The sequence below is a fragment of the Christiangramia lutea genome (genome assembly GCF_022489035.1).
Classification (GTDB): Bacteria; Bacteroidota; Bacteroidia; order Flavobacteriales; family Flavobacteriaceae; genus Christiangramia; species Christiangramia lutea.
Genome location: NZ_JAKVTV010000003.1, coordinates 78601 through 103555, shown reverse-complemented (window position 1 = coordinate 103555; position 24955 = coordinate 78601). Strand labels below are relative to the sequence as shown.

29 protein-coding genes and 5 tRNA genes are annotated in these 24955 nt (G+C 38.4%); 6 read left to right on the top strand and 28 right to left on the bottom strand.

Annotated features, from left to right (window positions below):
- Window positions 1-20: 20 nt before the first annotated feature.
- The 26 genes from rplL to ML462_RS09710 form a co-directional block, all read right to left on the bottom strand.
- Entirely contained in the window at window positions 21-395 is a 375-nt protein-coding gene (rplL, locus tag ML462_RS09835) for a 50S ribosomal protein L7/L12 (RefSeq protein ID WP_156273609.1), read from the bottom strand.
- Window positions 396-452: 57 nt separating this feature from the next.
- Window positions 453-974, bottom strand: coding sequence for a 50S ribosomal protein L10 (rplJ, locus tag ML462_RS09830; protein ID WP_240713642.1), 522 nt, complete (start codon window positions 972-974; stop codon window positions 453-455).
- Window positions 975-983: 9 nt separating this feature from the next.
- Window positions 984-1682, bottom strand: a complete 699-nt coding sequence (gene rplA / locus ML462_RS09825) for a 50S ribosomal protein L1 (RefSeq protein WP_240713641.1) — start codon at window positions 1680-1682, stop codon at window positions 984-986.
- Window positions 1683-1701: 19 nt separating this feature from the next.
- Window positions 1702-2139: a 50S ribosomal protein L11 gene (gene rplK, locus ML462_RS09820; RefSeq protein WP_240713640.1), complete on the bottom strand. Its 438-nt coding sequence runs from the start codon at window positions 2137-2139 to the stop codon at window positions 1702-1704.
- A gap of 73 nt (window positions 2140-2212) precedes the next feature.
- A complete protein-coding gene (nusG, locus tag ML462_RS09815) occupies window positions 2213-2764 on the bottom strand; it encodes a transcription termination/antitermination protein NusG (RefSeq protein ID WP_240713639.1) in 552 nt (183 codons plus the stop codon).
- Window positions 2765-2775: 11 nt separating this feature from the next.
- Window positions 2776-2973, bottom strand: a complete 198-nt coding sequence (gene secE, locus ML462_RS09810; protein WP_240713638.1) for a preprotein translocase subunit SecE — start codon at window positions 2971-2973, stop codon at window positions 2776-2778.
- 19 nt (window positions 2974-2992) lie between these two features.
- Window positions 2993-3065: transfer RNA gene (locus tag ML462_RS09805), tRNA-Trp, on the bottom strand.
- A 58-nt stretch (window positions 3066-3123) separates the two neighbouring features.
- Window positions 3124-4311 (bottom strand): elongation factor Tu, encoded by a 1188-nt coding sequence (gene tuf, locus ML462_RS09800; protein ID WP_240713637.1) that lies wholly within the window; start codon window positions 4309-4311, stop codon window positions 3124-3126.
- Between the two features lie 57 nt (window positions 4312-4368).
- Window positions 4369-4440 (bottom strand) — tRNA-Thr (locus ML462_RS09795).
- A gap of 195 nt (window positions 4441-4635) precedes the next feature.
- Window positions 4636-4708, bottom strand: a tRNA-Gly gene (locus ML462_RS09790).
- Window positions 4709-4843: 135 nt separating this feature from the next.
- A tRNA-Tyr gene (locus ML462_RS09785) sits at window positions 4844-4926 on the bottom strand.
- Window positions 4927-5126: 200 nt separating this feature from the next.
- Window positions 5127-5200 (bottom strand) — tRNA-Thr (locus ML462_RS09780).
- Between the two features lie 103 nt (window positions 5201-5303).
- Entirely contained in the window at window positions 5304-5606 is a 303-nt protein-coding gene (gene hpf / locus ML462_RS09775; RefSeq protein ID WP_240713636.1) for a ribosome hibernation-promoting factor, HPF/YfiA family, read from the bottom strand.
- A 34-nt stretch (window positions 5607-5640) separates the two neighbouring features.
- The gene (locus ML462_RS09770) at window positions 5641-6531 is read right to left on the bottom strand and encodes a tyrosine-type recombinase/integrase (RefSeq protein ID WP_240713635.1); all 891 of its coding nucleotides are present in this window, start codon (window positions 6529-6531) and stop codon (window positions 5641-5643) included.
- A gap of 88 nt (window positions 6532-6619) precedes the next feature.
- Window positions 6620-6814, bottom strand: coding sequence for a 30S ribosomal protein S21 (gene rpsU, locus ML462_RS09765; RefSeq protein WP_026933820.1), 195 nt, complete (start codon window positions 6812-6814; stop codon window positions 6620-6622).
- A gap of 96 nt (window positions 6815-6910) precedes the next feature.
- On the bottom strand, window positions 6911-7066 hold the full coding sequence (locus ML462_RS09760; protein ID WP_240713634.1) for a hypothetical protein: 156 nt from the start codon (window positions 7064-7066) through the stop codon (window positions 6911-6913).
- 85 nt (window positions 7067-7151) lie between these two features.
- On the bottom strand, window positions 7152-8318 hold the full coding sequence (locus ML462_RS09755; RefSeq protein WP_240713633.1) for an acyl-CoA dehydrogenase family protein: 1167 nt from the start codon (window positions 8316-8318) through the stop codon (window positions 7152-7154).
- Between the two features lie 89 nt (window positions 8319-8407).
- On the bottom strand, window positions 8408-9274 hold the full coding sequence (locus ML462_RS09750) for a ComEA family DNA-binding protein (protein WP_240713632.1): 867 nt from the start codon (window positions 9272-9274) through the stop codon (window positions 8408-8410).
- Between the two features lie 13 nt (window positions 9275-9287).
- Window positions 9288-11372, bottom strand: a complete 2085-nt coding sequence (locus tag ML462_RS09745) for an amino acid carrier protein (protein ID WP_240713631.1) — start codon at window positions 11370-11372, stop codon at window positions 9288-9290.
- Window positions 11373-11518: 146 nt separating this feature from the next.
- The gene (locus ML462_RS09740) at window positions 11519-12529 is read right to left on the bottom strand and encodes a potassium channel family protein (protein ID WP_240713630.1); all 1011 of its coding nucleotides are present in this window, start codon (window positions 12527-12529) and stop codon (window positions 11519-11521) included.
- Window positions 12526-12756 (bottom strand): PspC domain-containing protein, encoded by a 231-nt coding sequence (locus ML462_RS09735; RefSeq protein ID WP_240713629.1) that lies wholly within the window; start codon window positions 12754-12756, stop codon window positions 12526-12528. Before ML462_RS09735 ends, ML462_RS09740 begins: the two co-directional genes overlap by 4 nt.
- A gap of 9 nt (window positions 12757-12765) precedes the next feature.
- Entirely contained in the window at window positions 12766-14049 is a 1284-nt protein-coding gene (locus ML462_RS09730) for a DUF2851 family protein (RefSeq protein WP_240713628.1), read from the bottom strand.
- 48 nt (window positions 14050-14097) lie between these two features.
- The gene (locus ML462_RS09725; protein ID WP_240713627.1) at window positions 14098-14793 is read right to left on the bottom strand and encodes an SGNH/GDSL hydrolase family protein; all 696 of its coding nucleotides are present in this window, start codon (window positions 14791-14793) and stop codon (window positions 14098-14100) included.
- Window positions 14794-14929: 136 nt separating this feature from the next.
- Window positions 14930-17038, bottom strand: a complete 2109-nt coding sequence (locus ML462_RS09720; protein ID WP_240713626.1) for an alanine/glycine:cation symporter family protein — start codon at window positions 17036-17038, stop codon at window positions 14930-14932.
- A 48-nt stretch (window positions 17039-17086) separates the two neighbouring features.
- Window positions 17087-18067, bottom strand: coding sequence for a PLP-dependent cysteine synthase family protein (locus ML462_RS09715; RefSeq protein WP_240713625.1), 981 nt, complete (start codon window positions 18065-18067; stop codon window positions 17087-17089).
- A gap of 83 nt (window positions 18068-18150) precedes the next feature.
- Window positions 18151-19383 carry an ABC transporter permease gene (locus tag ML462_RS09710; protein ID WP_240713624.1) on the bottom strand — a complete coding sequence of 411 codons (1233 nt, stop codon included), beginning with the start codon at window positions 19381-19383 and terminating at the stop codon, window positions 18151-18153.
- A gap of 6 nt (window positions 19384-19389) precedes the next feature.
- Here ML462_RS09710 and ML462_RS09705 point away from each other — a divergent pair, with 6 nt between their 5' ends.
- Complete coding sequence (locus ML462_RS09705; protein WP_240713623.1) at window positions 19390-20625, top strand: exo-beta-N-acetylmuramidase NamZ family protein; 1236 nt, start codon at window positions 19390-19392, stop codon at window positions 20623-20625.
- A 91-nt stretch (window positions 20626-20716) separates the two neighbouring features.
- Complete coding sequence (locus ML462_RS16180; protein ID WP_423738479.1) at window positions 20717-20815, top strand: PLDc N-terminal domain-containing protein; 99 nt, start codon at window positions 20717-20719, stop codon at window positions 20813-20815.
- On the opposite strand, the gene ML462_RS09700 is transcribed toward ML462_RS16180, so the two are convergent.
- The gene (locus tag ML462_RS09700; RefSeq protein WP_240713622.1) at window positions 20816-21307 is read right to left on the bottom strand and encodes a YkgJ family cysteine cluster protein; all 492 of its coding nucleotides are present in this window, start codon (window positions 21305-21307) and stop codon (window positions 20816-20818) included.
- On the opposite strand from ML462_RS09700, the gene ML462_RS09695 reads away from it, so the two are divergent.
- Both ML462_RS09695 and ML462_RS09690 read left to right on the top strand, forming a co-directional pair.
- A complete protein-coding gene (locus ML462_RS09695) occupies window positions 21307-22008 on the top strand; it encodes a class I SAM-dependent methyltransferase (protein ID WP_240713621.1) in 702 nt (233 codons plus the stop codon). The two genes, ML462_RS09700 and ML462_RS09695, sit on opposite strands and share 1 nt — an antisense overlap.
- Window positions 22009-22114: 106 nt before the next feature.
- Window positions 22115-22885, top strand: coding sequence for a hypothetical protein (locus ML462_RS09690; protein WP_240713620.1), 771 nt, complete (start codon window positions 22115-22117; stop codon window positions 22883-22885).
- Window positions 22886-22955: 70 nt separating this feature from the next.
- Here ML462_RS09690 and ML462_RS09685 read toward each other — a convergent pair whose 3' ends face one another.
- Window positions 22956-23897 carry an FKBP-type peptidyl-prolyl cis-trans isomerase gene (locus tag ML462_RS09685; protein WP_240713619.1) on the bottom strand — a complete coding sequence of 314 codons (942 nt, stop codon included), beginning with the start codon at window positions 23895-23897 and terminating at the stop codon, window positions 22956-22958.
- Window positions 23898-23977: 80 nt separating this feature from the next.
- Here ML462_RS09685 and ML462_RS09680 point away from each other — a divergent pair, with 80 nt between their 5' ends.
- Entirely contained in the window at window positions 23978-24385 is a 408-nt protein-coding gene (locus ML462_RS09680) for an RNA-binding S4 domain-containing protein (RefSeq protein WP_240713618.1), read from the top strand.
- The gene (locus ML462_RS09675; RefSeq protein ID WP_240713617.1) at window positions 24378-24953 is read left to right on the top strand and encodes a TPMT family class I SAM-dependent methyltransferase; all 576 of its coding nucleotides are present in this window, start codon (window positions 24378-24380) and stop codon (window positions 24951-24953) included. The genes ML462_RS09680 and ML462_RS09675 overlap by 8 nt, the downstream gene beginning before the upstream one ends.
- Window positions 24954-24955: the final 2 nt, after the last annotated feature.

Sequence of the window (24955 nt, the reverse complement as noted above, 5' to 3'; positions counted from 1 at the left end):
TAATATTGCTTGTGTTAAGCTTATTTAAGCTCAACCTCAGCTCCTGCTTCTTCTAATTGCTTTTTAAGAGCTTCTGCTTCGTCTTTAGCTACTCCTTCTTTTACTGGTTTTGGAGCACCATCTACTAATTCTTTAGCGTCTTTAAGACCTAGTCCAGTAAGTTCTTTTACAAGTTTAACTACTGCAAGCTTAGATCCACCCGGAGCTTTAAGAATTACGTCGAATTCAGTTTGCTCTTCAGCTTCTTCACCACCACCAGCAGCACCGCCAGCAACAGCTACTGCAGCAGCAGCAGGTTCGATACCATATTCTTCTTTTAAAATATCAGCTAATTCGTTTACTTCTTTTACAGTAAGATTAACTAATTGTTCTGCGAAATCTTTTAAATCTGCCATTTTCTATCGTTTTTAAAAAGTTCTTTAATATATAATTGTTAAAAAGTGCGTACTATTTTATCCCTCTTTTTCTGAAAGAGTCTTAAGGATTCCTGCAAGTTTTCCTCCACCTGATTTAAGCGCAGAAACAACATTCTTAGCAGGAGATTGAAGTAACCCAACAATATCCCCGATAACTTCCTCTTTAGACTTGATATTAACAAGCGTTTCAAGGTAGTCATCACCTACATATACAGCTTCTTCTACAAAAGCTCCTTTTAGTAGAGGTTTATCAGATTTCTTTCTAAATTCCTTGATCACTTTCGCCGGAGCATTTCCGGTTTCAGAAAGCATGATTGAGGTATTGCCTTTTAAAACTGATGGAAGGTCTGCAAAATCTTTATCTGCAGCATCCATAGCTTTAGCAAGCAATGTATTTTTAACTACCGATAACTTTACATCAGCTTTAAAGCAAGCTCTACGTAAGTTAGAAGTGGTTCCAGCGTCCAGGCCAGAAATGTCAGCCAAATAGATAGTTGAAGTTCCGGCTAACTGGGCAGTTAAATCTTCTATAACTTGTGATTTCTCTTCTCTTGTCATAATCTTAAATTATTGCTCAGTAAACCTTTTAGTATCTATTGCTACACTCGGGCTCATAGTAGTGGTCATATAAATACTCTTTATATAAACACCTTTAGCTGCCTGAGGTTTCAATTTTACCAGCGTAGTTAATAATTCTCTTGCGTTACCTGCGATTTTCTCAGCATCGAAAGATGCTTTTCCAACAGCAGCGTGTACAATTCCAGTTTTGTCAACCTTAAAGTCGATCTTACCAGCTTTCACATCAGAAACCGCTTTTGCGATATCCATAGTTACAGTACCGGTCTTTGGGTTAGGCATTAAACCTCTTGGTCCTAGAACTCGTCCTAGCGGCCCAAGTTTACCCATAACGCTTGGCATAGTGATGATCACATCAACATCTGTCCAACCTCCTTTGATCTTATCCAGGTATTCATCTAATCCAACGTAATCTGCACCAGCTTCTTTAGCCTCTTCTTCCTTATCTGGAGTTACAAGAGCCAAAACCTTAACATCCTTACCAGTTCCGTGAGGAAGAGTTACAACCCCTCTTACCATCTGATTAGCTTTACGTGGATCTACGTTCAAACGAACTGCAAGATCTACAGAAGCGTCAAAGTTTTCGTTGGAAACTTCTTTTATCAAAGCTGAAGCTTCGGCAACTGTATAAGTCTTGCCGCTCTCAATCTTAGACTGAGCTTCTTTTTGCTTTTTAGTTAATTTTGCCATTTCTTAATATCTTTTTGGATTAAAACGGTGCATTACCTTTTACAGTTATTCCCATCGAACGAGCTGTTCCGGCAACCATTTTCATTGCAGACTCTACAGTAAATGCGTTAAGATCCTGCATCTTGTCTTCTGCAATCGCTTTAACCTGATCCCAAGAAACACTAGCTACTTTTTTTCTGTTCGGCTCACCAGAACCTTTTTTAGTCTTCGCCGCTTCCATCAATTGTACTGCTGCAGGTGGAGTCTTGATCACAAAATCAAAAGACTTATCTGAATACACAGTAATTGCAACTGGAAGTACCTTTCCTTGCTTATCCTGAGTTCTACCATTGAATTGCTTACAGAATTCCATGATGTTCACTCCGGCAGCACCTAAAGCAGGTCCAACTGGTGGTGATGGGTTAGCAGCACCTCCGCGAACTTGTAGTTTTACAACTTTACTTACTTCTTTTGCCATTTTTCAAATTTTTAAATGATCGTTTGTTGAGTGGAAGCTTAAAAAACAATCAAAAAATATGTAACAGTTATTATTAAACTTTTTCTACTTGCATATAGCTAAGCTCAAGTGGAGTTTTTCTTCCGAAAATCTTCACCATTACCTCTAGCTTTCGCTTTTCTTCATTTATCTTCTCCACTGTGCCATTAAACCCATTGAACGGTCCGTCAATAACTTTAATAGTCTCCCCTATTGTGAACGGAATTGCAACATTATCAGCTTTCACAGAAAGTTCATCTACTTTCCCTAACATTCTGTTCACTTCAGATTTCCTAAGTGGCACAGGATCTCCTCCTTTAGTTTCACCCAGAAATCCAATAACTCCATTAATTCCTTTAATAATATGAGGAATCTCTCCGGCAATATTCGCCTGTATCATTACATAACCAGGAAAGTAAACACGTTCTTTGTTCACTTTCTTTCCGTTACGAATTTGAATCACTTTTTCTGTAGGAACTAAAACCTGATCCACAAAATCTTCAAGACCCTGGTGAGAAATCTCCTTCTCTATATAGTCCTTAACCTTATTCTCTTGTCCGCTAACGGCACGAACCACATACCATTTTTTTTCCTTTGCTTCTGCCATCGCTATTTTAATTATGATTTAACCCATTCGAAGTATTGCTCGATAGCTCCACTAAAAAGCGTATCAACACCCCAAATTGCTAATGAAAAAATAATCGAGAACACAGCTACAAGCACTGTAAGCCTTTGCGCTTCAGACCAGCTTGTCCAGGTAACGTGGTTTCTTAACTCGTTATATGATTCTGATATGTAATTACCAATTCCTGCCATTTTTCAAAAAAAATATTTGCACGGGTTGAGAGGCTCGAACTCCCGACACCTGGTTTTGGAGACCAGTGCTCTACCAACTGAGCTAAACCCGTAAATATAAGTGAAGGTACCCCGCTCCTCACGGGATACCTTTATATATTAAGATGATTCTTAGTCTAGAATCTCAGTTACCTGACCAGCACCTACAGTTCTACCACCTTCACGGATAGCGAAACGTAGACCAACATTCATTGCAATTGGCTGGATAAGCTCTACTGTAATAGTAAGGTTATCACCAGGCATTACCATCTCAACTCCATCAGGAAGATTGATAGTTCCAGTTACGTCTGTTGTACGTACGTAGAACTGCGGACGGTAGTTATTGTGGAATGGAGTGTGACGTCCACCTTCTTCTTTCTTAAGGATATAAACCTCTGCTTTGAATTTAGCGTGAGGAGTTACAGATCCAGGCTTGGTAATTACCATACCTCTTGAGATCTGAGTCTTTTCAATACCTCTTAGAAGAATACCAACGTTATCTCCAGCTTCACCTCTATCTAGGATCTTACGGAACATCTCAACTCCAGTAATAGTAGAAGTAAGTTTTCCAGCTCCCATACCAATAATCTCTACAGGATCTCCAGTGTTAGCAACACCAGTCTCGATACGCCCAGTTGCAACAGTACCACGACCTGTAATAGAGAATACATCTTCGATAGGCATCAAGAAGTCTTTATCTACATCACGCTGAGGAAGTTCAATCCACTCATCTACAGCTTCCATAAGATCAAGAACGGTCTTAGACCATTTTTCATCTCCTTCTAGAGCTCCAAGCGCAGAACCTGAAATTACAGGACCATTGTCACCATCATACTCGTAGAAAGAAAGAAGATCTCTTACTTCCATTTCAACAAGCTCTAAAAGCTCCTCATCATCAACAAGGTCAACTTTATTCAAGAATACAACGATTCTTGGAATACCAACCTGGCGTCCAAGAAGGATGTGCTCACGAGTTTGTGGCATAGGACCATCAGTCGCAGCTACAACAAGGATAGCACCGTCCATCTGAGCAGCACCAGTTACCATGTTCTTAACATAATCGGCGTGACCAGGACAGTCAACGTGAGCGTAGTGACGATTTGCAGTCGCATACTCTACGTGAGAAGAGTTAATAGTAATACCTCTTTCTTTTTCTTCTGGAGCGTTGTCGATTTGATCGAACGCACTAGCTTCTGAATATCCAGCTTCAGCTAATACTTTAGTAATAGCTGCAGTTAAAGTAGTTTTTCCGTGATCTACGTGTCCAATTGTACCAATATTTAGGTGCGGTTTGGAACGATCATAAGTTTCCTTTGCCATAATTAATACTTATTTAATCTTAGTTATATATTAGTGTTCAATTTTATACAAAACTAGAGCCAACGACGGGAATTGAACCCGTGACCTCTTCCTTACCAAGGAAACGCTCTACCCCTGAGCTACGTCGGCCAGACAATTGACTGTTTTAAACAGCAATAACCATAAACCTACAAGGGTTTATGGAAAAGATCAGGACCGAGGTAATACTGCCGAGATAACCCATTATTAGATAACCTAATAAACAGCTCAAAATACAAAAGGAATAAAAACCTTTAAATTTGAACTATTCTACGACCGGGGAATATCCTGATTCAATTTATTTAGAGCGGGAGACCGGGTTCGAACCGGCGACATTCAGCTTGGAAGGCTGACGCTCTACCAACTGAGCTACTCCCGCATTTCCATTTCAGATCTAAGTCTCTGGATTATCTCGCTTTGCTCGATGATCCGTTCGGGTGGCCCCGAACACTGATTTTAAAAACGCAATTTTACAAAAGCAAGCTTTTGACAACCGCTTATTTTAAAATCTTTGTGGGGAGAGCAGGATTCGAACCTGCGAAGTCGAAAGACAACAGATTTACAGTCTGTCCTCGTTGGCCGCTTGAGTATCTCCCCAATTTTACCACTATTTCATAGAACCATAGCCGATAAAGCTAAGCTCTGGTGGTTTTTAAAACGGCTGCAAATTAAAGCAAATTATAAGCACCATCCAAAGCATTTTTTAAAATTTCTGAAGATTATTTCTCAATCACTTAAATCACAATGATTTAAATTTCAAATTACCTTCGAAACTTCGGTGTTTTCAGTATTTCAAGAGCCGATGGAGGGACTCGAACCCACGACCTGCTGATTACAAATCAGCTGCTCTAGCCAGCTGAGCTACATCGGCCTTTTATGCCACTTTTTCAGCATAAAAAAGTCCGCTATTTCTAACGGACTGCAAATGTATATAAATATTTCCTTTATCAAAAAATAATTTGAAAAAAATTCACCTAAACATGAGCACTTAATTTTTCTTTACGCTTAATAAGCTGTCGTTGTAATGCATTAACACATTCATCTACACATGCTTCAAATTTATTGCAGGTCTTTTTCACAATTAAATCTCCACCTGGAACACTGATTAAGATCTCTGTAATTTTATTTTCCTTTCCACTCGTGTTCTGCACTTTAAAAAACACATCAGCATAAATAATCTTATCAAAATAGTTTTCTAACTTATCGAGTTTCTTTTGCGTGAAGTCAATCAGTTTTTGATCGGCATTGAAGTTCACAGACTGCAGATTCATTTTCATATCCAGTAGAATTTAATTAAACAAAAAGATTAAATTATTTCTTATTGTTCCGGGGATGAGCCTTTTGGTGAATTTTGCTTAGCTCGGCAATATTGTTGTGAGTATATACCTGAGTCGCCGCAAGGCTGGAGTGCCCAAGTAATTCTTTTACCGCGTTTAAATTAGCTCCCTGGTTCAATAAATGAGTAGCAAACGAATGCCGCAGGATATGCGGGCTCTTTTTTAGTTTGCCAGACACCTCACTAAAATAATTATTTATAACTCTATAAACAAAACTTTCATAGATTTTATCACCGCTCGAGGTTAAAAAAAGATAATCGTTTTCCTCACTTCCCGGAAGCTGTTTTCGCACTTTCAGGTAGGCTTTACCGGTCTCAACCACCGAACCAATCAAAGGTACATACCTTTCCTTGTTTCGCTTCCCAAGAACTTTTAGCACTCTCCCTTCCAGGTCAAGATTACTAAGCTTTGTATTTATCAACTCAATCCTTCTTATTCCTGTAGAATAGAAAAGCTCAATCATGAACCTGTCTCGCGCTCCTTCAAAAGCAGTATCGTCGATATTTTCAAGCACTTCTACTATCTCATTTTCTGAAAAAGGAATCTGTACCTTCTTGGAAGTCCTCAATGCCTTATGCTTTATCAAAGGCGAAACCTCGATCTGCCCGGTTTTTAAAAGAAACCTATAATATGATTTTAGGGAAGATAATTTTCGGTTGATCGTTCTATTCGAGATACCCGATTCCGATAAAGTCACGATCCAACTACGTATTTGAGCATAATTAACTCTCTTCGGCTCTGTTTCAGAATAAGTTTCCTCTAAGAATTCCTGAAATCTACGGAGATCTGCTTCGTAAGCCGTAATGGTGTGAACAGAGTAATTCTTTTCAAGTTGAAGATAATCAAGAAAGGAAGAATAAGGCATAAAAAAACTGTTGATAAACAAAGTTAGCAAACTTTGATCTATCAACAGTTCTATAATTTTAGATCGATCTTACAATCTCTAGATAATACTAGATATCTTCTGCGTCTCTCAGGTGCTGGATGTACTCAGCTTTCTGAATTTGAGCTCTACGCTCTACAGAAGGTTTTGTAAAATGCTGACGATCTCTTAGCTGACGCATAGTTCCGGTTTTGTCGAACTTACGCTTAAAACGCTTAAGAGCTCTATCTATATTTTCTCCGTCTTTAACTGGTATAATTAACATAGTGTCATCACCTCCCTTCTTTTGGAATCGGATGCAAAGATAATGCATTTATATTAACCCCCAATATTTTTATTACTTATTTCATTCTGAATGGCCTCAAAAAAAGATCCCGGGATAACCCAGGATCTTTTTACTTCTAACCATTCTCTGGATATCGATTCTACTCAGACCAAATTTCTGATGAGACGCATCCATATATTCCTTCTGATCGATCACCATTTTGGAGATAATCTTGAAAACAATTTTCGCCAAAATTCTTACTTAGCAGCTGGCTTGCATTCTTTCTGATCGATCACCATTTTGGCGATAATCTTGAAAACAATTTTCGCCAAAATTCTTACTTAGCAGCTGGCTTGTATTCTTTCTGATCAATCACCATTTTGGCGATAATCTCTTTCAGGATTTCAGAAGTTCCACCTCCTATGGGTCCAAGTCTACTGTCTCTAAACATTCTTGCCATTGGATAATCTTCCATATATCCATAACCTCCCAGCATTTGAAGGCATTTATACATTACCTCATCTGCAATTTTAGTTGCCAGCATTTTAGACATACTTGCCTCTTTTACTACATATTCTCCGTCATTCAGTCGTTGAGCTGTCGCGTAGTTGAATTCTTTGATCACTTCCACTTCACTAACCATTTCTGCAATTGAATGCCTCAAGGCCTGGAATTGATCAAGTGTTTTTCCGAAAGCTTCTCTTTCTTTCATATAACCCATCGTATACTCCAAAGCAAACTCGGAACGAGCATGAGCATTAATACCCATAATCAAACGCTCCATTGCAAAATGCTGCATGATATAACTAAAACCTTTACCTTCTTCTCCCAGTAGGTTTGCTTCGGGAACTTCTACACTATCAAAAGCAATTTCAGCAGTATCTGATGCTCTCCATCCTAGTTTATTCAATTTGGTTGCAGAGATTCCTTTAAAATCTTTATCAAGGAGGAAAATACTCATTCCTTTGTTTCCTTTCTCAGGATCTGTTTTGGCAGCAACCACGTAAAAGTCGGCATAAACACCATTTGTGATAAAGGTTTTTGAACCATTGATAACATATTTATCACCTTTTTTAGTTGCAGTGGTTTTCATCCCTGCAACATCTGAACCTCCAAAAGGTTCTGAAACACAAAGACATCCAATTTTTTCACCTTCAATGGCAGGAGTTAAATATTTCTCCTTCAAATCGTGATCTGCTTCCACCTTTACATGAGTCATAGCCAAATAAGCATGTGCCCACATTGCAGCGGCGAAACCTCCGGAATTGATCTTCTGAAGTTCCTCCAGAAAAATTACGGTATAGAAAAGATCAAGACCCATTCCACCATATTCTTCAGGCTGATTCAACCCAAAATATCCCATCTCACCAAACTTCTTCCATATAAATCTTTCTATGGTTCCGGTCTCCTCCCAATTCTCTATATGAGGCACGACTTCCTTTTGCAGAAATTCCTGAAAACTCTTCCTGAACAATTCATGTTCCTCGGTAAAATATCTACTCATCCTAATATTTTTAAACCACTTTTATTTTGAAATAAGTGGTATTTCTGAATTATATTTTTAATAATCTGGATAGCTTTTTATTCCAAATTTTACTCTATGGCCAAATATAATTTAATTCTATCGATTTTATCGTAAGGAAACCCCTCAATTTCTATTAATTCCTCAAAACTAGTAATGCCTTCATGAAGCTTACGATAGCTTATTATTTTTTTGGCAACATCAGCTTTAAAATATGGTATTTCCGCCAACTCGGCTTCAGAAATTGAATTGATATTTTTTATGGTTCTATCAGGTTTTGAAAGTATCTTAAATTTTAGATTAATTCTGGAGATTACTTCAGGCGTTAAGCCATAAACATCATTTAGCTGAACGGGATCCATAAAACCATCGATACTATTTCTATATTTTACAATCCTTTCTGAAAGCACCTCACCTACCCCATTGACTCTTTTAATTTCTTCAGCAGAAGCAGAATTAAGATCAAGAACTACATCGTCTGTTTTGGGATCTTTTACTTCAGATTTGTAAATATTCCTTTTTTCTACCCATTCTGGAAACCTGAAATACGACGAGATCTTTTTCAAAAGACTATCAGACACGCCGGTTACTTCCTGAAATTCCCTGGCTGAGTTCACCCATTTTTCCTGCGCCCTGTAGGCAAGAAGCCTATCAATCTCTTCGACACTCAGGCCTAGCTGATATCCTTTAAAATCTGTCAGGTAATTAGGATTGAACGGATAAATTGTATCCTTTTTATTAATAACAGAGACCTGATTTAAAGAATCAAGTTCTTTTTGGAAAGCTTCAACCTGTGTAGTTTCTGCCGGATCTAACTCAGGTTCAGCGGAGAAATCTACAATGAGGATCACCTGTAGAGTGATAATGGCCAGAATTAAAACAAAAATCCCATTTTGCTGACTTCTGGAAAGCGCAAAATGGGATTTAAAGAATTTCATTATTTAAAAGGACCTAAGAGGCCGCTTCAGCTTCTTTCTTTTCAGTTTTGTGAAATAACTCCCCAGCTTTTAACCTGTGGGTGTATTCCTTAAGATCATCACTAACCTCACCAATCATGAAGTATAATCCGATGATATTAGGGAAAGACATAGCAAGGATCATCATATCTGAGAAGTCAAGGACAGCTCCTAAACTAACAGATGCTCCAACAACAACAAACACAAGGAAAAGAGATTTATAGATCATTTCGTTTTTCTTGCTTTTTCCGAACAGATAAGTCCAGGCTCTCATTCCGTAATAAGACCAAGAAATCATGGTAGAAAAAGCAAAAAGGAATACTGCAGTTGCAAGTACATATGGGAACCAAGAGATCACACTTCCAAATGCAGTAGAAGTAAGTTCAACTCCTCCTACACCTTCAACTTCGTGCATACCGGTAAAGATAAGCACTAAAGCTGTTAGGGTACATACTACCACGGTATCGATAAATGGTTCAAGAAGAGCAACAAAACCTTCAGATGGAGGATAATTTGTTTTTGCTGCCGAGTGAGCAATAGCTGCAGATCCAACACCGGCCTCATTTGAGAAGGCCGCTCTCTGGAATCCAACGATCAAAACTCCGATAACTCCACCTTTTAATGCACTAGGACTAAATGCTCCATCCCAGATCGCAGAAAAAGCAGGACCAATATTTCCGAAGTTCACTCCAATAACCACAAATGCACCAATCACATAAACCGCCGCCATAATAGGTACGATCTTCCCAGTTACTTTTGCAATACTACTAATACCACCTATAATAACAATCCCTACAAGAACTGCTACTACGATACCAAACCAGAATCCATTTCCAGCCAACATCGGGAATTCCCCTGCAAGGATTGAGAAAGACTGGTTAGCCTGGAACATGTTTCCTCCACCAAAGGAAGCACCAATTGCCAGGATGGCGAAGAAGCCGGCAAGAAATTTACCAAGGCCTCTTTTATTTCTTTTTTCAAGACCGTATCTAAGGTAGTTCATTGGCCCACCAAAAACACGTCCTTCAGAATTAATAAACCTGTATTTTACACCCAGGGTACATTCTACGAATTTCGAAGACATCCCTAGAAGTCCCGCAAGGATCATCCACATAGTTGCTCCAGCACCTCCAAGTGAGATAGCTACAGCTACACCGGCGATATTACCAAGACCTACGGTACCAGAAACGGCAGTTGCCAAAGCCTGGAAGTGGGTTACCTGACCTGGGGCGTTTGGATCGTCAAATTTACCTTTAGCAAGTTGTAAAGAGTGTCTAAAACCTCTAATATTAATAAATCCAAGACGAAGCGTAAAGAACAATGCTCCTAGCACCAACCAAACCACAATAAATGGAATATTTTTAGTTTGAGGATCTCCGTTAGGATGTAATAACGCAACCGGCTCATCATATTCTATGCTCGCAAAATACTGAGCTCCCTGCTCAATAACGTCCTCTTTATTCTCTGAATCATAAATGACTTCACCTTCATCAAGAAAATGCTTTAAAGAACCTTCGGCGTTTGCATTAGCTGTAATTTCTTCACCATTTTTAGTAACGATAGCTACAGGATCACCTTCGGTGACATGCTCACCTTCTTCAACCAGCCATTCTTTAAGAACATACTTTACCTTCTCGGTTGCATCCCATTCAGGGGCTTCGATCCTTTTTAAGTCTGCATATACTACCGGATCATAGATCCCAATTGCAGAGAATGGATCCCAGAAAAGCACATTACCCATATTTTCAACTATAGGGGCAAAAGTTCCATTAAAATGTTCGGTAATAGCTTCAGCTTTTACGGTGTAAGATTTTTCAACCGATTTTCCCTGGCTATCGGTAACAACAACTTCATAAGAAATTCCTTCAGTTAGACCTTCAGCCCTGTTAGATTCAAGGCTGGTAGACTGGTTAGACCATTTATATTGATAAGGAGGAGTACCACCGGTTACATCCAATTCGATGAACCCGTTATTAATGACGTTTGAAGGATTACCAATATTGGCTTTTACGTCCAGTTCTTGTGCAGACAATCCAAAAATTGAAAATAAAAAGAACATTGAAAGCAAATACTTTCTCATATAGTTTTGCGTTATTTATTTAAAGTTAAATTTCCAGCCGGTGAATATGCTAAAAAAATGGGCTATATCAAACTTTTGGGAGTTAAATTGTGAATTTATTGTTAAATAGAATTTGAATCTGCAATACCTTTTTTAGCCATCTCATATTATACCGAATAATATTTTTTTAGACTTTCTATTTGTTCCGGTCTTCCAATCATGATCAATTTAGATTCTTTCTCTAGTTTTAAAGAAGGTTCTGGATTTACCACATAAGTTCCGGAAGGTGATTTATACCCAATAATAGAGCATCCTGTTTTTCTACGAATATCGGTTTCGGCAATCGTCTTCTCTATGCCATCTGAACAGACTTTGGTGAAAGGTATCTGTTCCACGTTTATACTATCATGCTCTCCAGAAACTGAAAGGTTATCGAGAAATTCTACCAGGTCTGGAACTACCACCAAAGAAGCCATATGGCTACCTCCTATCCTATCTGGCATGATCACATTATCTGCTCCCGCAAGTTTTAATTTCTTATAACTGTTCTCTTCAGTAGCCCGGCTTATGATCTTAAGATCTTTTTTTAACTGCCTTGCAGAGAGAACAATGAATAAATTATCGGCATCCCTGGGTAAGGCACAAATAAGTGTAGAAGCCCTTTCCACTCCTGCGCTAATAAGAACCTCATCTTCGGTAGCATTCCCAACAATATAAATTAGCCTGTCATCATCGATTCCTTGAAAAACTTCTTCATTATCATCTATGATCACAAAATTCTTCCGGTAATCCAATAACTTTTGAACCGCTTCCTTACCATTTTGCCCGTACCCGCAAACAATGATGTGATCTTTAAAAGAATCAATTCTTTTTTTCATTTTATTACGTTTTAGATTACCAATATTGTTCTTGTTTAGCACGTATTCAGTTATGGTTGATAATCCAAAACCGAAAATAAAAAGTCCAGTAATAATAAATACCGAGGTAAATAGTTTGCCGTAGGTCCCCATTGGCTGTACTTCGCCATATCCCACAGTGCTTATGGTGATAATAGTCATGTACAAGGCATCTATCCAGGTATAATCATATAGGAAGTGAAAACCAATCACTCCGGTTATAAATACCAAAATGATTAACACAACGGCCAGTCTTAATTTTGAATCTATCAGCTCTCTCATAGATCGAATACCGAAGTTCGCTTGGTGTAAATTAGATCTTTCAATTTAAGCCAGAAGGCTAATACGAGGTATACTATAAAGCCAACTCCCATGGTAAAAAACGACGCATATATAAAGAACAACCTTACGTTCTTGGCGCGCATTCCCAATTTATCTGCCATACGTGTAGAAACATAGAACCCATGTTTCTCCAGATAATACCGAATATCAGATATGAAGTTAGACATGTCACAAATTTAAATGTATTTGGGAGACTTTTTCAATAAAGAAGCACCCAATTCACATTGCAGACAGTTATTCAAATTACAATATTCATTTTTTAATTGCAACAGAGCCTGAGACTGCAAGGCATTGCTCGCTGTTCCAGGGCGTAAATCATCAAAGATCTTTATTACTGAATTTTTCTCTGGTTTGACGGCAGAAATAAAATCCTGGATTAACTGCACCTCATCCTTTCCGATATATTTCGCATAACAATGTCGTAGAGGAATAACACAATTTATCAGGATAAGATCAATAAAATTATTTGATAGATTTTTAGTACGGGTTTTATGCTTTTTTCCGAAGTTATAATGTGTTTTCCAGTATTCCGAAACATTAACCTGAAAAAGGGTTCTCAAATCTATAATATTATCGCACTGTATAATGCTCTGAAAGAAGTTATTCTTTTCTGCGTAAAGAGCGGCCAATTGTGCCAACCTGATAGTTGGAAAATTATCTGGTCTTAATCTGAAAAATTGTGGTTTCTCCGAATAGTTATCATTCAATGAAAATTTATTCCTCAGGAAATTATATTCCTCAGATAAGTTTTTCCCATAATTATCAGTCTCCTGCATCAATCCTGCCTGCCCTAACAGCAAAGCTTCCAGTGAGAGTTGTTTTCTAAATAATTTCTGTACGATCCTGAAATCGATATTACTAGCCAGCTGTGTAAAGGATTCAGCATTCACATTCAGGCCAAAACCTCTAGAGAGCATAATAAATAGAACCCACTCCCAATTATTTCCAGTTCCCGATAAAATCTGAAGGATCTTTTCTGATTTAGCTTCCAGTCTTTCGAAATACAGTCTCTCAAGCCAGTGTTGCAACTGAAATTCTGAAAAATCTTTAAAATCGTTCTCGCAATTTATCTGAATATGTTTCTTTTCTAGCAGGGAAAAGTAGGCTTCCAATAGTTCGGCATCAACCTTTCCTTTCAATTCGATGGTTGGAATAGTAGAACCATCCATCCTATATACCTCGACATCATGTACCCAAACTACATGAACAATGACATTATCGTAATTAGGATCGGTTTCGTGATTATGAAAATACCAGTCTGAAGACTTAATATGCATTTCCACATTTCCAGCCCAAAGCTGATCACCTACCTGAATTTTCGCATTGAAGAAATCTGGGCCGGCTAGCTCATTCTGAACTCCCGGATGTACTATATCAATATAGTCCCCGTCTGTGGTTTCTAAAGCTTCGGTTCTAAATTTCCGAAACTTCCAGATATGATATAGAAAGTCTTCCCTCACCTTTCAAATGTATCAAATTAAACAATTGAAAATGAGGGTTATAAAATTTTATTCGGGAAGTTTTTCAGCTACCTGATTTACAATTTGGTCAACCCAGTATTTATACATTAATCCACTTGGATGAAGACCGTCACTAGCAATAAGCTCAGGGTTTTCCCCCGCGTTTCTGGAGATTGGAGTTATATTATAAAAAGGTACATTAAAGTCTGCAGCCACTCTTCGGAAAACTTCGTTATATCTATCGATCTCTGCACTGATCTCTTCCTGATTCGCCGACCCGAATGGAGTATACCCGTAATCGGGAATACTTACCGCAAATACTCCATTCTCCCTGGTTTTTGAATGATTGATCGCTCTACGGAAAATACTACGGAGCTCTTCTTCATATTCCGTGATAAGCTTGCCTTGATATTGATTATTAACACCTATCAATATAGAGACTAAGTCGAAATCCCGCTGAATACTAAGTTCATTATCCATACCTCTCAACAGGTCACCGGTAGTCCATCCGGTTTTGGCGATGATCTTAGGCGCCGCCATTTTATAATTCCTATCTCTAAGCTGCTCGGCGAGTTGCACCGGCCAGCGTTCGGTTTCCATAACACTTTCTCCAATTGTATAAGAATCACCTAAAGCGAGATAGGTAAAATTAGGATTTTCCGGCTCCTGGTTATCGGTTACATCTAAGGTAGAACTACAAGAGAATAAAATAAGACCGAGGAGTAAAAGGTAAATTTTCTTCATATTTCAATTTTATTCCCTGAAAATAGAATATTTGATATTAATGTAAAATAAATCCAACAGGTTTAGCCTTTTCTTAGCAAAAAAAAGCTTCGCCCGGTGAGGCGAAGCTTTTAATAGTTTTAAGCAAGAAATTAATTTAGTCTGCCTTCCTGAATTTTGGATTTATGAATAATTCTCCATTTTTCAGTTTATTCCAGTACTCTTTCATATCTCCCCTAACTTCAGAAGACATAATATACAGTCCGATAATATTAGGGAAAGACATGGCCAGGATCATCATATCTGAGAAACTCAATACGGCTCCAAGACTTACCGAGGCCCCCACTACTACAAAAAGCAGGAATAAAACCTTATAAATGATCTCAGACTTTTTACTTTGCCCGAACAGGTAGGTCCAGGATCTCATCCCGTAGTAAGACCAGGAAATCATCGTGGAAAACGCGAAAAGGAAAACTGCTAAAGCAAGTACAGCAGGAAACCAGGAGATCACGCTACCAAAGGCATCTGCTGTTAATTCCACCCCCTGCATTCCGCCGCCAACTTCGTGCATTCCGGTAAAAATTAATACCAGTGCAGTCATGGTACAAACTACCATAGTATCTATAAAGGGTTCAACCAAAGAAGTAAAACCATCTGCAATAGGATTTTCGGTTTTAGTGGCACTATGAGCGATCGCCGCAGATCCAACCCCGGCTTCACTGGAGAAGGCTGCCCTTTGCAGACCAATGATAAGAACTCCAATAAATCCTCCTTTCATAGCACTGGCAGATAACGCTCCATTGAAAATAGCGGAAAAGGCACCGCCAATGTTTTCAAAATTTACTCCAATAACCACGGAGCAACCCAGGATATAGATAACAGCCATTACAGGTACCACCTTACTGGTTACTCGTGCAATACTGTTAATACCCCCCAGGATAACGACTCCAACCAGCACTGCAAAGCCTATTCCGAACCAGAATCCGTATCCCTGCAAGAATGGAAGTTGTTCGGATACAATTTTGAAGGCCTGATTAGACTGTATCATATTACCTCCACCAAAAGACGCTCCAATTCCAAGTACGGCGAATAACGCAGCTAGAAATTTACCCAGCCCTTTCATATTCCTTTTCTCAAGACCGTAACGCAGGTAATTCATGGGACCACCAAATATTCTTCCATCTTCCTTGATCTTACGATACTTCACACCCAGAGTACATTCTGTAAATTTTAATGACATCGCAAAGAAACCGGCGGTGAACATCCAGAAAGTTGCTCCGGCACCACCCAGAGAAATCGCAACGGCAACCCCGGCAATATTTCCTAAACCAACGGTAGCCGAAACTGCCGTAGCCATGGCCTGGAAGTGAGTAATCGTACCAGGAGCATCTGGGTTATCAAATTTTCCTTTGGCAAGCTCAATTGAATGTTTGAATCCCCTAATATTTACGAATCCAAGCCTTAGAGTAAAAAAGATACTACCCAGGATTAGCCAGATTACAATAAATGGAATTGAATTTTTTCTAATATCTCCATTAGGATGATACAGTGGCTGCGGGTCATCATACTCAACCTGGGCAACCATATGAGCATTCTGCTCGATAACGTCTTCCTTAATATTTGGATTGAAGATCTCATTACCTTCCTGAACCAGGTAATTCAACTTCCCTGCAGCATCAGTAAAAACTTCTATTTCTTCTCCTGAATCTTTTTGAACTATGGCAATTTTATCACCTTCACTTACTGATGAACCTTCAGAGACCAGCCATTTTTTAAGTGTAAATACATTACTTGTAGTTGCATCCCAGTTCGGAACCGGGATTTCCTTCTGGTCTGTATAAACAACAGGATCGTAAATCCCTATAGCTTCAAAAGGATCCCAGAAAAGTATACCACCAAGGAAATCTACCGCTGGTTGCACCTTACTATTAAAAGTTTCGGTAATAGAGTTTGCAGGAATAGTAAAATCCTTTTTTACTGTGTTTCCATCAGAATCGGAAACTGTAACGGTATAATCAAGGCCTTCTACAATACCTTTGGCTTCTTTAGATTCCAAAGCAATATTCTGTTTACTCCATTTGTATTGATAAGGAGGCTGACCACCCTCAACCTTCACGCGGGCTTCTCCGTCATTGATCTCACGTGTAGGATTAATGAGCTTTAATGAAACTTCCATATCTGAAGTTTCGCTTTGCTTATCTTGAGCGTTTGTGAAAAGTGTTATTAAAAAAAATAAACTGGTGAATAACCAATAGTTCTTTACCATATAATTTAAATTTAATTAAACTGAAAGGACCAGATGAATTTGGGGAATTTATTCGATATATCCCATTTTTCTCATCCAGTCGTCATTGTACATTTTCCCTACATAACGACTCCCGTGATCATGAAATAACACCACAACCACATCATCCTTTTTAAAATGATCTTTTAGCTGAAGTAGGCCTTTTGCTGCAGCACCGGCACTATTACCCAGGAAAAAACCTTCTTCCTTGGAAAGCTTCTGGGTATAAACCGCTGCATCCTTATCAGTAACCTTGGTAAATCCATCGATCACATCAAAATCTACATTTTTAGGAAGAATATCCTCTCCTATTCCTTCGGTAACATATGGGTAGATCTCTTTTTCGTCGAAAATACCGGTTTCATGATATTTTTTAAAAACAGATCCGTAGGTATCAATACCCCAAACTTTAATATTTGGGTTTTGCTCTTTCAAATATTTCCCAACTCCAGAAATAGTGCCTCCGGTTCCAACTCCTACTACAAAATGGGTCACTTTCCCATCTGTTTGTCTCCATATTTCAGGTCCTGTGGTTTCGTAGTGAGCTTTGCGGTTGGCAAGATTGTCATACTGATTCACATACCATGAATTAGGCGTTTCTTCAGCAAGCCTCCTTGAAGTTGAATAATAAGACCTGGGATCGTCTGGCTCCACATCAGTAGGACAAACTACAACCTCGCTTCCTACTGCTTTAAGGATATCCATTTTTTCCTTGCTCTGTTTATCGCTCATCACGCAGATCATCTTATACCCCTTAACAATAGCGACAAGAGCAAGTCCCATTCCAGTGTTTCCGGAGGTTCCCTCGATAATAGTTCCTCCTGGTTTCAGCAAACCTTTCTCTTCGGCCTCCTCTACCATTTTAACGGCCATTCTGTCCTTTACAGAATTTCCGGGATTGAAGGTTTCATATTTAGCAAGTACAAGGGCATCGATCTCCTCTACGATCTTATTCATTTTAACCAAGGGGGTGTTCCCTATGGTACCCAGTATATTTTCAGCGTATTCCATTTTCAATTTTTAGGACTGCAAATGTAAAAAATCCTTAAGGCTTATACCAAGGATTAGAGAGGCTTATATTCCGAAGGAGAATATTACTCGAATTTAATTGCCTTTACAGGAGAAATTTTTGAAATAATAAGAGATGGAATTAACAACATGAGAATACACAAAAGCAAGGTTCCAATATTTACAGCAAGAATATAATCCCAGTTCAGGTAAATTGGTACCTCGGTGACATAATAAGTTCGTGGATCTAGTGGAACCACCTTAAAATATTTCTGTATCACAAGTAGACCTACCCCTATCAAATTCCCCCAGAAAAGACCAAGTATGATAAGGTATCCCGCGTTATAGAGAAAAATCTTTCTTATGCTCCAGTCTGCAGAACCAAGAGCTTTGAGAATACCAATCATTTGTGTACGCTCTAAGATCAAAACCAGTAATGCTGTGATCATATTTATTCCGGCGACCAATATCATGATCCCAATGATCAGAGCTATATTGAAGTCGAAAAGCGACAACCACTCGAAAATGGAATAGTATTTCTGACTAATGGTTTGAGTATCCAGAAAGGAACCTGTATTCTCATAAACTTCATTACCTTTTTGATCCAGCTCATCGAAATCATCTACAAAAACTTCGAAATTACCAACCTGGTCATCCTCCCACTTATTGATGCGCTGTATATGTCTTATATCAGCCAGTAGGTATAATTCATCGAATTCCTGGAATCCGGATTCATAAATCCCAACAACTTCAAATCCACGGGCAATAGGCCTGTCACTTTCATCCCTGAGAAAATAAGTAGGAACTCTATCTCCAACCTTAAGTTGAAGCCGGTTAGACAGATATTGAGAAATAAGTATTTCGTCATTCAGTCCTTCCGAAAAATCTGGAAGTCGGCCATTTCTGATAAAATCTTCAAAGTATTCCCAGTTATAATCATCTCCAACCCCTTTAACGATCACACCTTCAAAATCTTCCTCAGTCCTTATTACCCCGAAGATCGTGGCCACGGCTTGTACATGGTCTATCCCCTCAACAGAGTTGAAATTTGGATAAAAGTCCTGGTCTTTTGAAACTGGAATTAGGGATACTTTGGAACTGTTATTATCGTAACTGGAGATATTGATGTGACCATTGAAAGCAGCGATCTTATCTCGAATTTTCTCCTGTAGTCCAAGGCCGGTTGCGAAAGATACAAGCATCATAACAACCCCGATAGCAATTGCCGTAATTGCTATTTTTATTATAGGGGCAGATATGCTACTTTTATATTTTTTAGTGCTGATTAGCCGTTTGACTACAAAATACTCGAAATTCAATATTCTATGATTAAGAGATTGCTCAAAAGTACATTTTTATTCTTTCTTATCGGAATTCTTTCCTGTGGAAACACCAACAAAGGATCTGAGAAATTATCTGAAAATAATTCAGATTCTGAACCAGTACCAAACCAAAATTCAGAAATTATCACTGGTGCAAATCGAACAGAGGAATATTTACCTTTATTAAGAGATAAAAGAATCGGGGTCGTAGGAAACCAAACTTCAGTTATTAAAACCGAAACAGGCGATTATACGCATTTGGTCGATTCACTGGTTAATTTGGATATCGATATTCAGAAAGTATTCGCCCCTGAACATGGTTTTCGGGGAACTGCAGATGCTGGCGAAGTAATTAAAGATGGTACAGACACCAAAACTGGCTTGCCAGTAGTCTCCTTATATGGAAAAAACAAAAAACCATCAGCCGAAACTTTGAAAAAGATCGACCTGATGATCTTCGATATCCAGGATGTTGGTGCCAGGTTCTACACCTATATTTCAACGCTTCATTATTTAATGGAAGCTTGTGCGGAAAATGAAATTTCATTACTCATCATGGACAGGCCAAATCCCAACGGGCATTATATAGATGGTCCTATCCTTGAGTCTGAATTTAGCAGTTTTGTAGGGATGCATCCTGTTCCTGTAGTCCATGGCATGACCATAGGAGAATATGCGAAAATGATCAATGGTGAAAAGTGGCTTAAAAACGGAATTCAATGTGAAATTGAAGTAATTGAAATGAAGAATTACGATCATTCCAAAAAATATTCTCTCCCAATTAAGCCTTCGCCTAATCTTCCTAATGATAAATCTATAAACTTATATCCCAGTTTATGCTTTTTTGAAGGAACCAATGTGAATGCAGGCCGAGGTACAGATCATCAATTTCAGGTATTTGGATCTCCTTTCCTGGATAAGAACTATTTTAATTTTGCCTATACTCCAGAATCGAAAGATGGTGCAAAAAACCCAAAACACCTGGGTGAGAAATGTTATGGAAAGAATCTTACAGATACCGATCATTTAAACAACCTCAACCTGGATTGGCTTATTGAAGCTTATGAGAACACTTCAGATAAAAATGAATTCTTCAACCAGTTTTTCACCAAGCTAGCCGGGACTGAAAAACTTCAGAAACAAATAGAAGAAGGTATGAGCGCTGAAAAAATAAGAGCAACATGGGAACCTGGACTTGAAGATTATGCCTCAACAAGACAAAAATACCTTATTTATTAACGGAAGAAACAACCCTGTCTTTTATCATTTTCATGATCATCTTAGGCATGTGCTTTGTGATCTGGGCTATTCTCGAAATCGTTAAAAATACCTGAGCCTCACTGAAAAAATTATCTGGCTGGTCTATATCTTATTAGCACCCTTACTGGGAACGCTTTTATACGTGATTCTTGCAAGAAACATAGGTTGATCATTTGATCCTTTTCTTCATCTCCTCAACAATATTGAAAGCCGCAGGACATACTGCTGTATTTCTAATGGTGATATTTGAGATCTTATGGAAATCTTTCCTATCTGTATGCGGGTACTCCCTACAAGCTTTCGGACGCTTTTCGTAGATAGAGCAATAGTTATCTTCTCCCAAGAACGGGCATGGCACCTGTTGTAGTACAAAGTCATTATCTTCATCAACTCTCAAATAAGCATCGATGAATTCTCCCGGTTTCATTTTAAAATGACGGCTTATTCTTTCAATATCTTTCTGAGTAAATAAGGGACCCGTTGTTTTGCAACAATTTGCACAGGTAAGGCAGTCGGTTCTGGAAAACTCATCTTCGTGAAGTTCAAGCATTAAAGAATCTAAATTTTTAGGTGGTCTTTTCTTTAGCTTTGAAAAGAACTTCCTGTTCTCCTTCTTCTTATCTTTGGCCCTATCAGGTAAACTCTTAAGAATCTCTTCCATTGGATAAAAATAAGGATATATTCGGCATGGCCATCAAGGCATTTTATGAAGATCATGACAAAACCGATATCATAGTACATTCACCAGATTTCGATGATGATATTATTCCTGTAGATTATCTATTCAGAGATTTTAGTCAGATGCCGGAAATAGAACAAGAAGCGTTAGAATTGAGTAAGGGTAATTTGCTGGACGTAGGCTGCGGTGCCGGGAGCCACTCATTATATCTTCAGGACAAAAAAAATCTCAAGGTTCTGGGCTTAGACACCTCGCCCATGGCAATAGAGATCGCCAGAAAAAGAGGAGTCAAAAATGCGGTTTGCAGAGATTTTTTCAAATTAAAGGACAATAAATACGACACTATTCTCATGCTTATGAATGGAAGCGGAATTATTGGAAAATTGGATAAACTTGGGAATTTCTTCCAGCATGCAAAGACCCTTTTAACTGAAAACGGCCAAATCTTATTAGATTCTTCAGATCTTATTTACCTATTTGATGAGGAAATCACAGAAGATAATCATTATTATGGTGAACTGGAATACAGCGTGAGCTATAAAGGGGTTAAATCTGACTATTTCGACTGGCTTTATATCGACCCCGAATTGCTGAAAGAAAAGGCTGAACAAAATGGTTTTTCCTGTGAAATCATTAAGCAGGGAGAGAACTATGAATTCTTGGCCTGTTTGAGAATGAAATAAAAGCTTCAAAATACCCGGTTAATAAGCTAATATTTCTTTAATAAAGCCAAAAACCTCAACTAAACCGGGATTTTTTATACTTTTGATTCAATTCATATATTTTATCATGATCAGATTTAACAGGTTTTTCCTATTAATTGTCTCGCTCGTTTTTGTGATTTCCTGTTCTACGGAAACTTCAGATAACCCAACGGACAAAAGAGCTCCAAACCTTAAAGTCACAGGTTCTTCAGGCTCAGACCTGTTGAGTGATATGGAATATACTTCAATGAACATTGAGGTTGTATATGCTGAAGGATTCAGGCCTACGGACGAAGCCATAAACCAGTTCAGAAGTTTTCTTGAAGCAAGGACTTTTAAACCTGATGGTATAAAAATTAACCTGCGTTCTACAGAATCTTCAAACAGATCCCCATTTGATGAGGAAGATATTAAAGCGGTAGAAAATGAAACACGAACTCTATACAACGTAGGAGATGAAATTGCGGTTTGGATCTATTTTGCAGATGGAGAAAAGGATGAGGAAAAGGAAAATACAATTACCCTGGGATCCGCCTTCAGGAATACCTCTATTATCGTCTACGGCAAAACCATAAGAGATTTTTCAAACCGTTCCGGCGCTCCAGATAGAGCCGTAATAGAGGCCGCCACCCTGAATCACGAATTCGGACATTTATTTGGACTTGTAAACCTGGGTACACCCCCAGTTACAGATCACGAAGACCAGGAAAATAAAGGTCACTGTGCGGTGGAAGGTTGTTTAATGAGAGCTTCTATCGAGTTTGGAAACGGGGTATTGGATGTTATTGAAGGTTCTGAAATACCGGGACTGGAAGATGCCTGTATTGGCGACCTGCAATCCATTGGAGGAAAATAAAAACTGAATGCATTACAATAAAAAACCCGGAATAATTTCCGGGTTTTTTTATTGCTTGAAAAACTATATTTTAAAAAGTATCCGGATCTAGATAATCTGGAGTACCGTTACCATTGGAATCAGGAAAACTGACAGATCCGTCCTCATTGATTACAATTTCGTCACGAGTTGGGGTTCCATCTCCGTCATCGTCTGGGTCAGAGAAATTTGGAAAACCATCTCCATCGGTATCATCATTATAAATACTTTCATCTTCATCTATATCTTCTGTTAAAGATAGAATTCCATCCCGATCATGATCGGCCTCTTTTGCCTGATACATGTTTATGCTGAAGATAAGTGGAGAATATGCAGGAATAGTGGACTGAGAATTATTGAAATATGCCAGTCCCGAAGGCATCAAAATAGCACCAACTCCAAAATCATTATTCCATTGAATGGTATTATCAGGATTAATGGTATAACCAGTAGCGGCTCTAAATTCTTGAAGTCCTTCTGAAAAACCTTTTACAGGTCCCGGCACTAGGGAAGGCCCGTTAGGACCTTGTACATAATAAGAGGTTAAATTAAACCAGCTTGGTGATTTTAACCTGCTATCAAAAACAACATCATTCAATAACTGTCCTCTGTAGGTTACAAAGGTAGAATCGGCAAAAGATGGTTTAGGCCCTTCCCCTTCTCTAACTACTAATACATATAATAGTTGGTCTACACCTTCAAAGTTAACCGTTTTGGTAACAAGATTCTCAGACTCAATAATTGGAGTTTTATCCTGATTCTCACCAGTGATCGAGTCGAATCTTACTACATAGTCAAAATCTTCTGCCGGATCTTCAAACTCCTCGTAATTATAGAAATGTGAAGACATGTAATCTATTAATGCCTGATCGTCTTCTATGGCCTGTTCACCTCTATCCCTAGGCGGAACAATTTCTGGTGTATCATCATCATTATCACATGAAAAAACAAGAAAAGCCGTTAGGCAAATCATCATTATTTTGTTTAATCTCATCAGAATTTTATTTTGGAGCCGCAAGATACAATATTCTTGTATTTTTGCTTCATTATAAACGTGGATTTAGTGGTCAAATTATGAGAGTTGATAAGTTTTTATGGTGTGTTCGATATTTTAAGACCCGAAGTATTGCTACAAATGCATGTAAACAAGGAAGAGTAAGGTTGGGAGATGAGATCCTAAAACCTTCAAAAGATGTATTTCCAGGGGATCAGTTAAGAGTTCGAAAGAACCAGATAAATTATGAAATTGAAATCCTGGACATCCCAAAAAGCCGTGTTGGCGCAAAACTTGTCAATTTGTATATAAATGATAAAACACCAAAAGAGGCTTTTGAAAAACTAGACCTTCTAAAATATTCAAAGGATTATTACCGCAAGAAAGGAACCGGAAGGCCAACCAAAAAGGATCGTCGCGATATAGACGATTGGTTCGAGAATGCTGCAGATAAAGTTAATAAGGAAAAAAACAAGGAGAATGAATGAAGATTTCTGGTCCCGGCGTTATAAAGAAAAAAATACAGGTTGGGATATAGGATCAATATCAACACCACTAAAGAATTATATAGACCAACTTAGGGATAAGAACCTTAGGATCCTTATTCCGGGAGCAGGCAATTCTTATGAAGCCGAATATCTTTTTGAGAATGGATATAGAAATATAAGCGTGTGTGATATCGCCAAAGAGCCTTTAAGGAACCTAAAAAGCAGGGTTCCCTTATTTCCTGAAAACCAGTTGCTGCAAAAGGACTTTTTTGAACTGGAGAATGAATTTGACCTTATCCTGGAGCAAACCTTTTTTTGTGCCATCCCGGTTGAGAAAAGACCAGATTACGCGAAGAAAGTTTTTGAGCTATTATCTGAAAACGGTACAATTTCAGGCCTTTTCTTCGATTTTGAATTAAAACCAAACGGCCCTCCTTACGGTGGATCAAAAGAAGAATATTTAACGTATTTTAGCCCTTACTTCAAAATAGATATTTTTGAACGCTGCTATAATTCCATTCCTCCAAGACAGGGAAATGAATTGTTTTTTAAATTCAGAAAAAAATAACC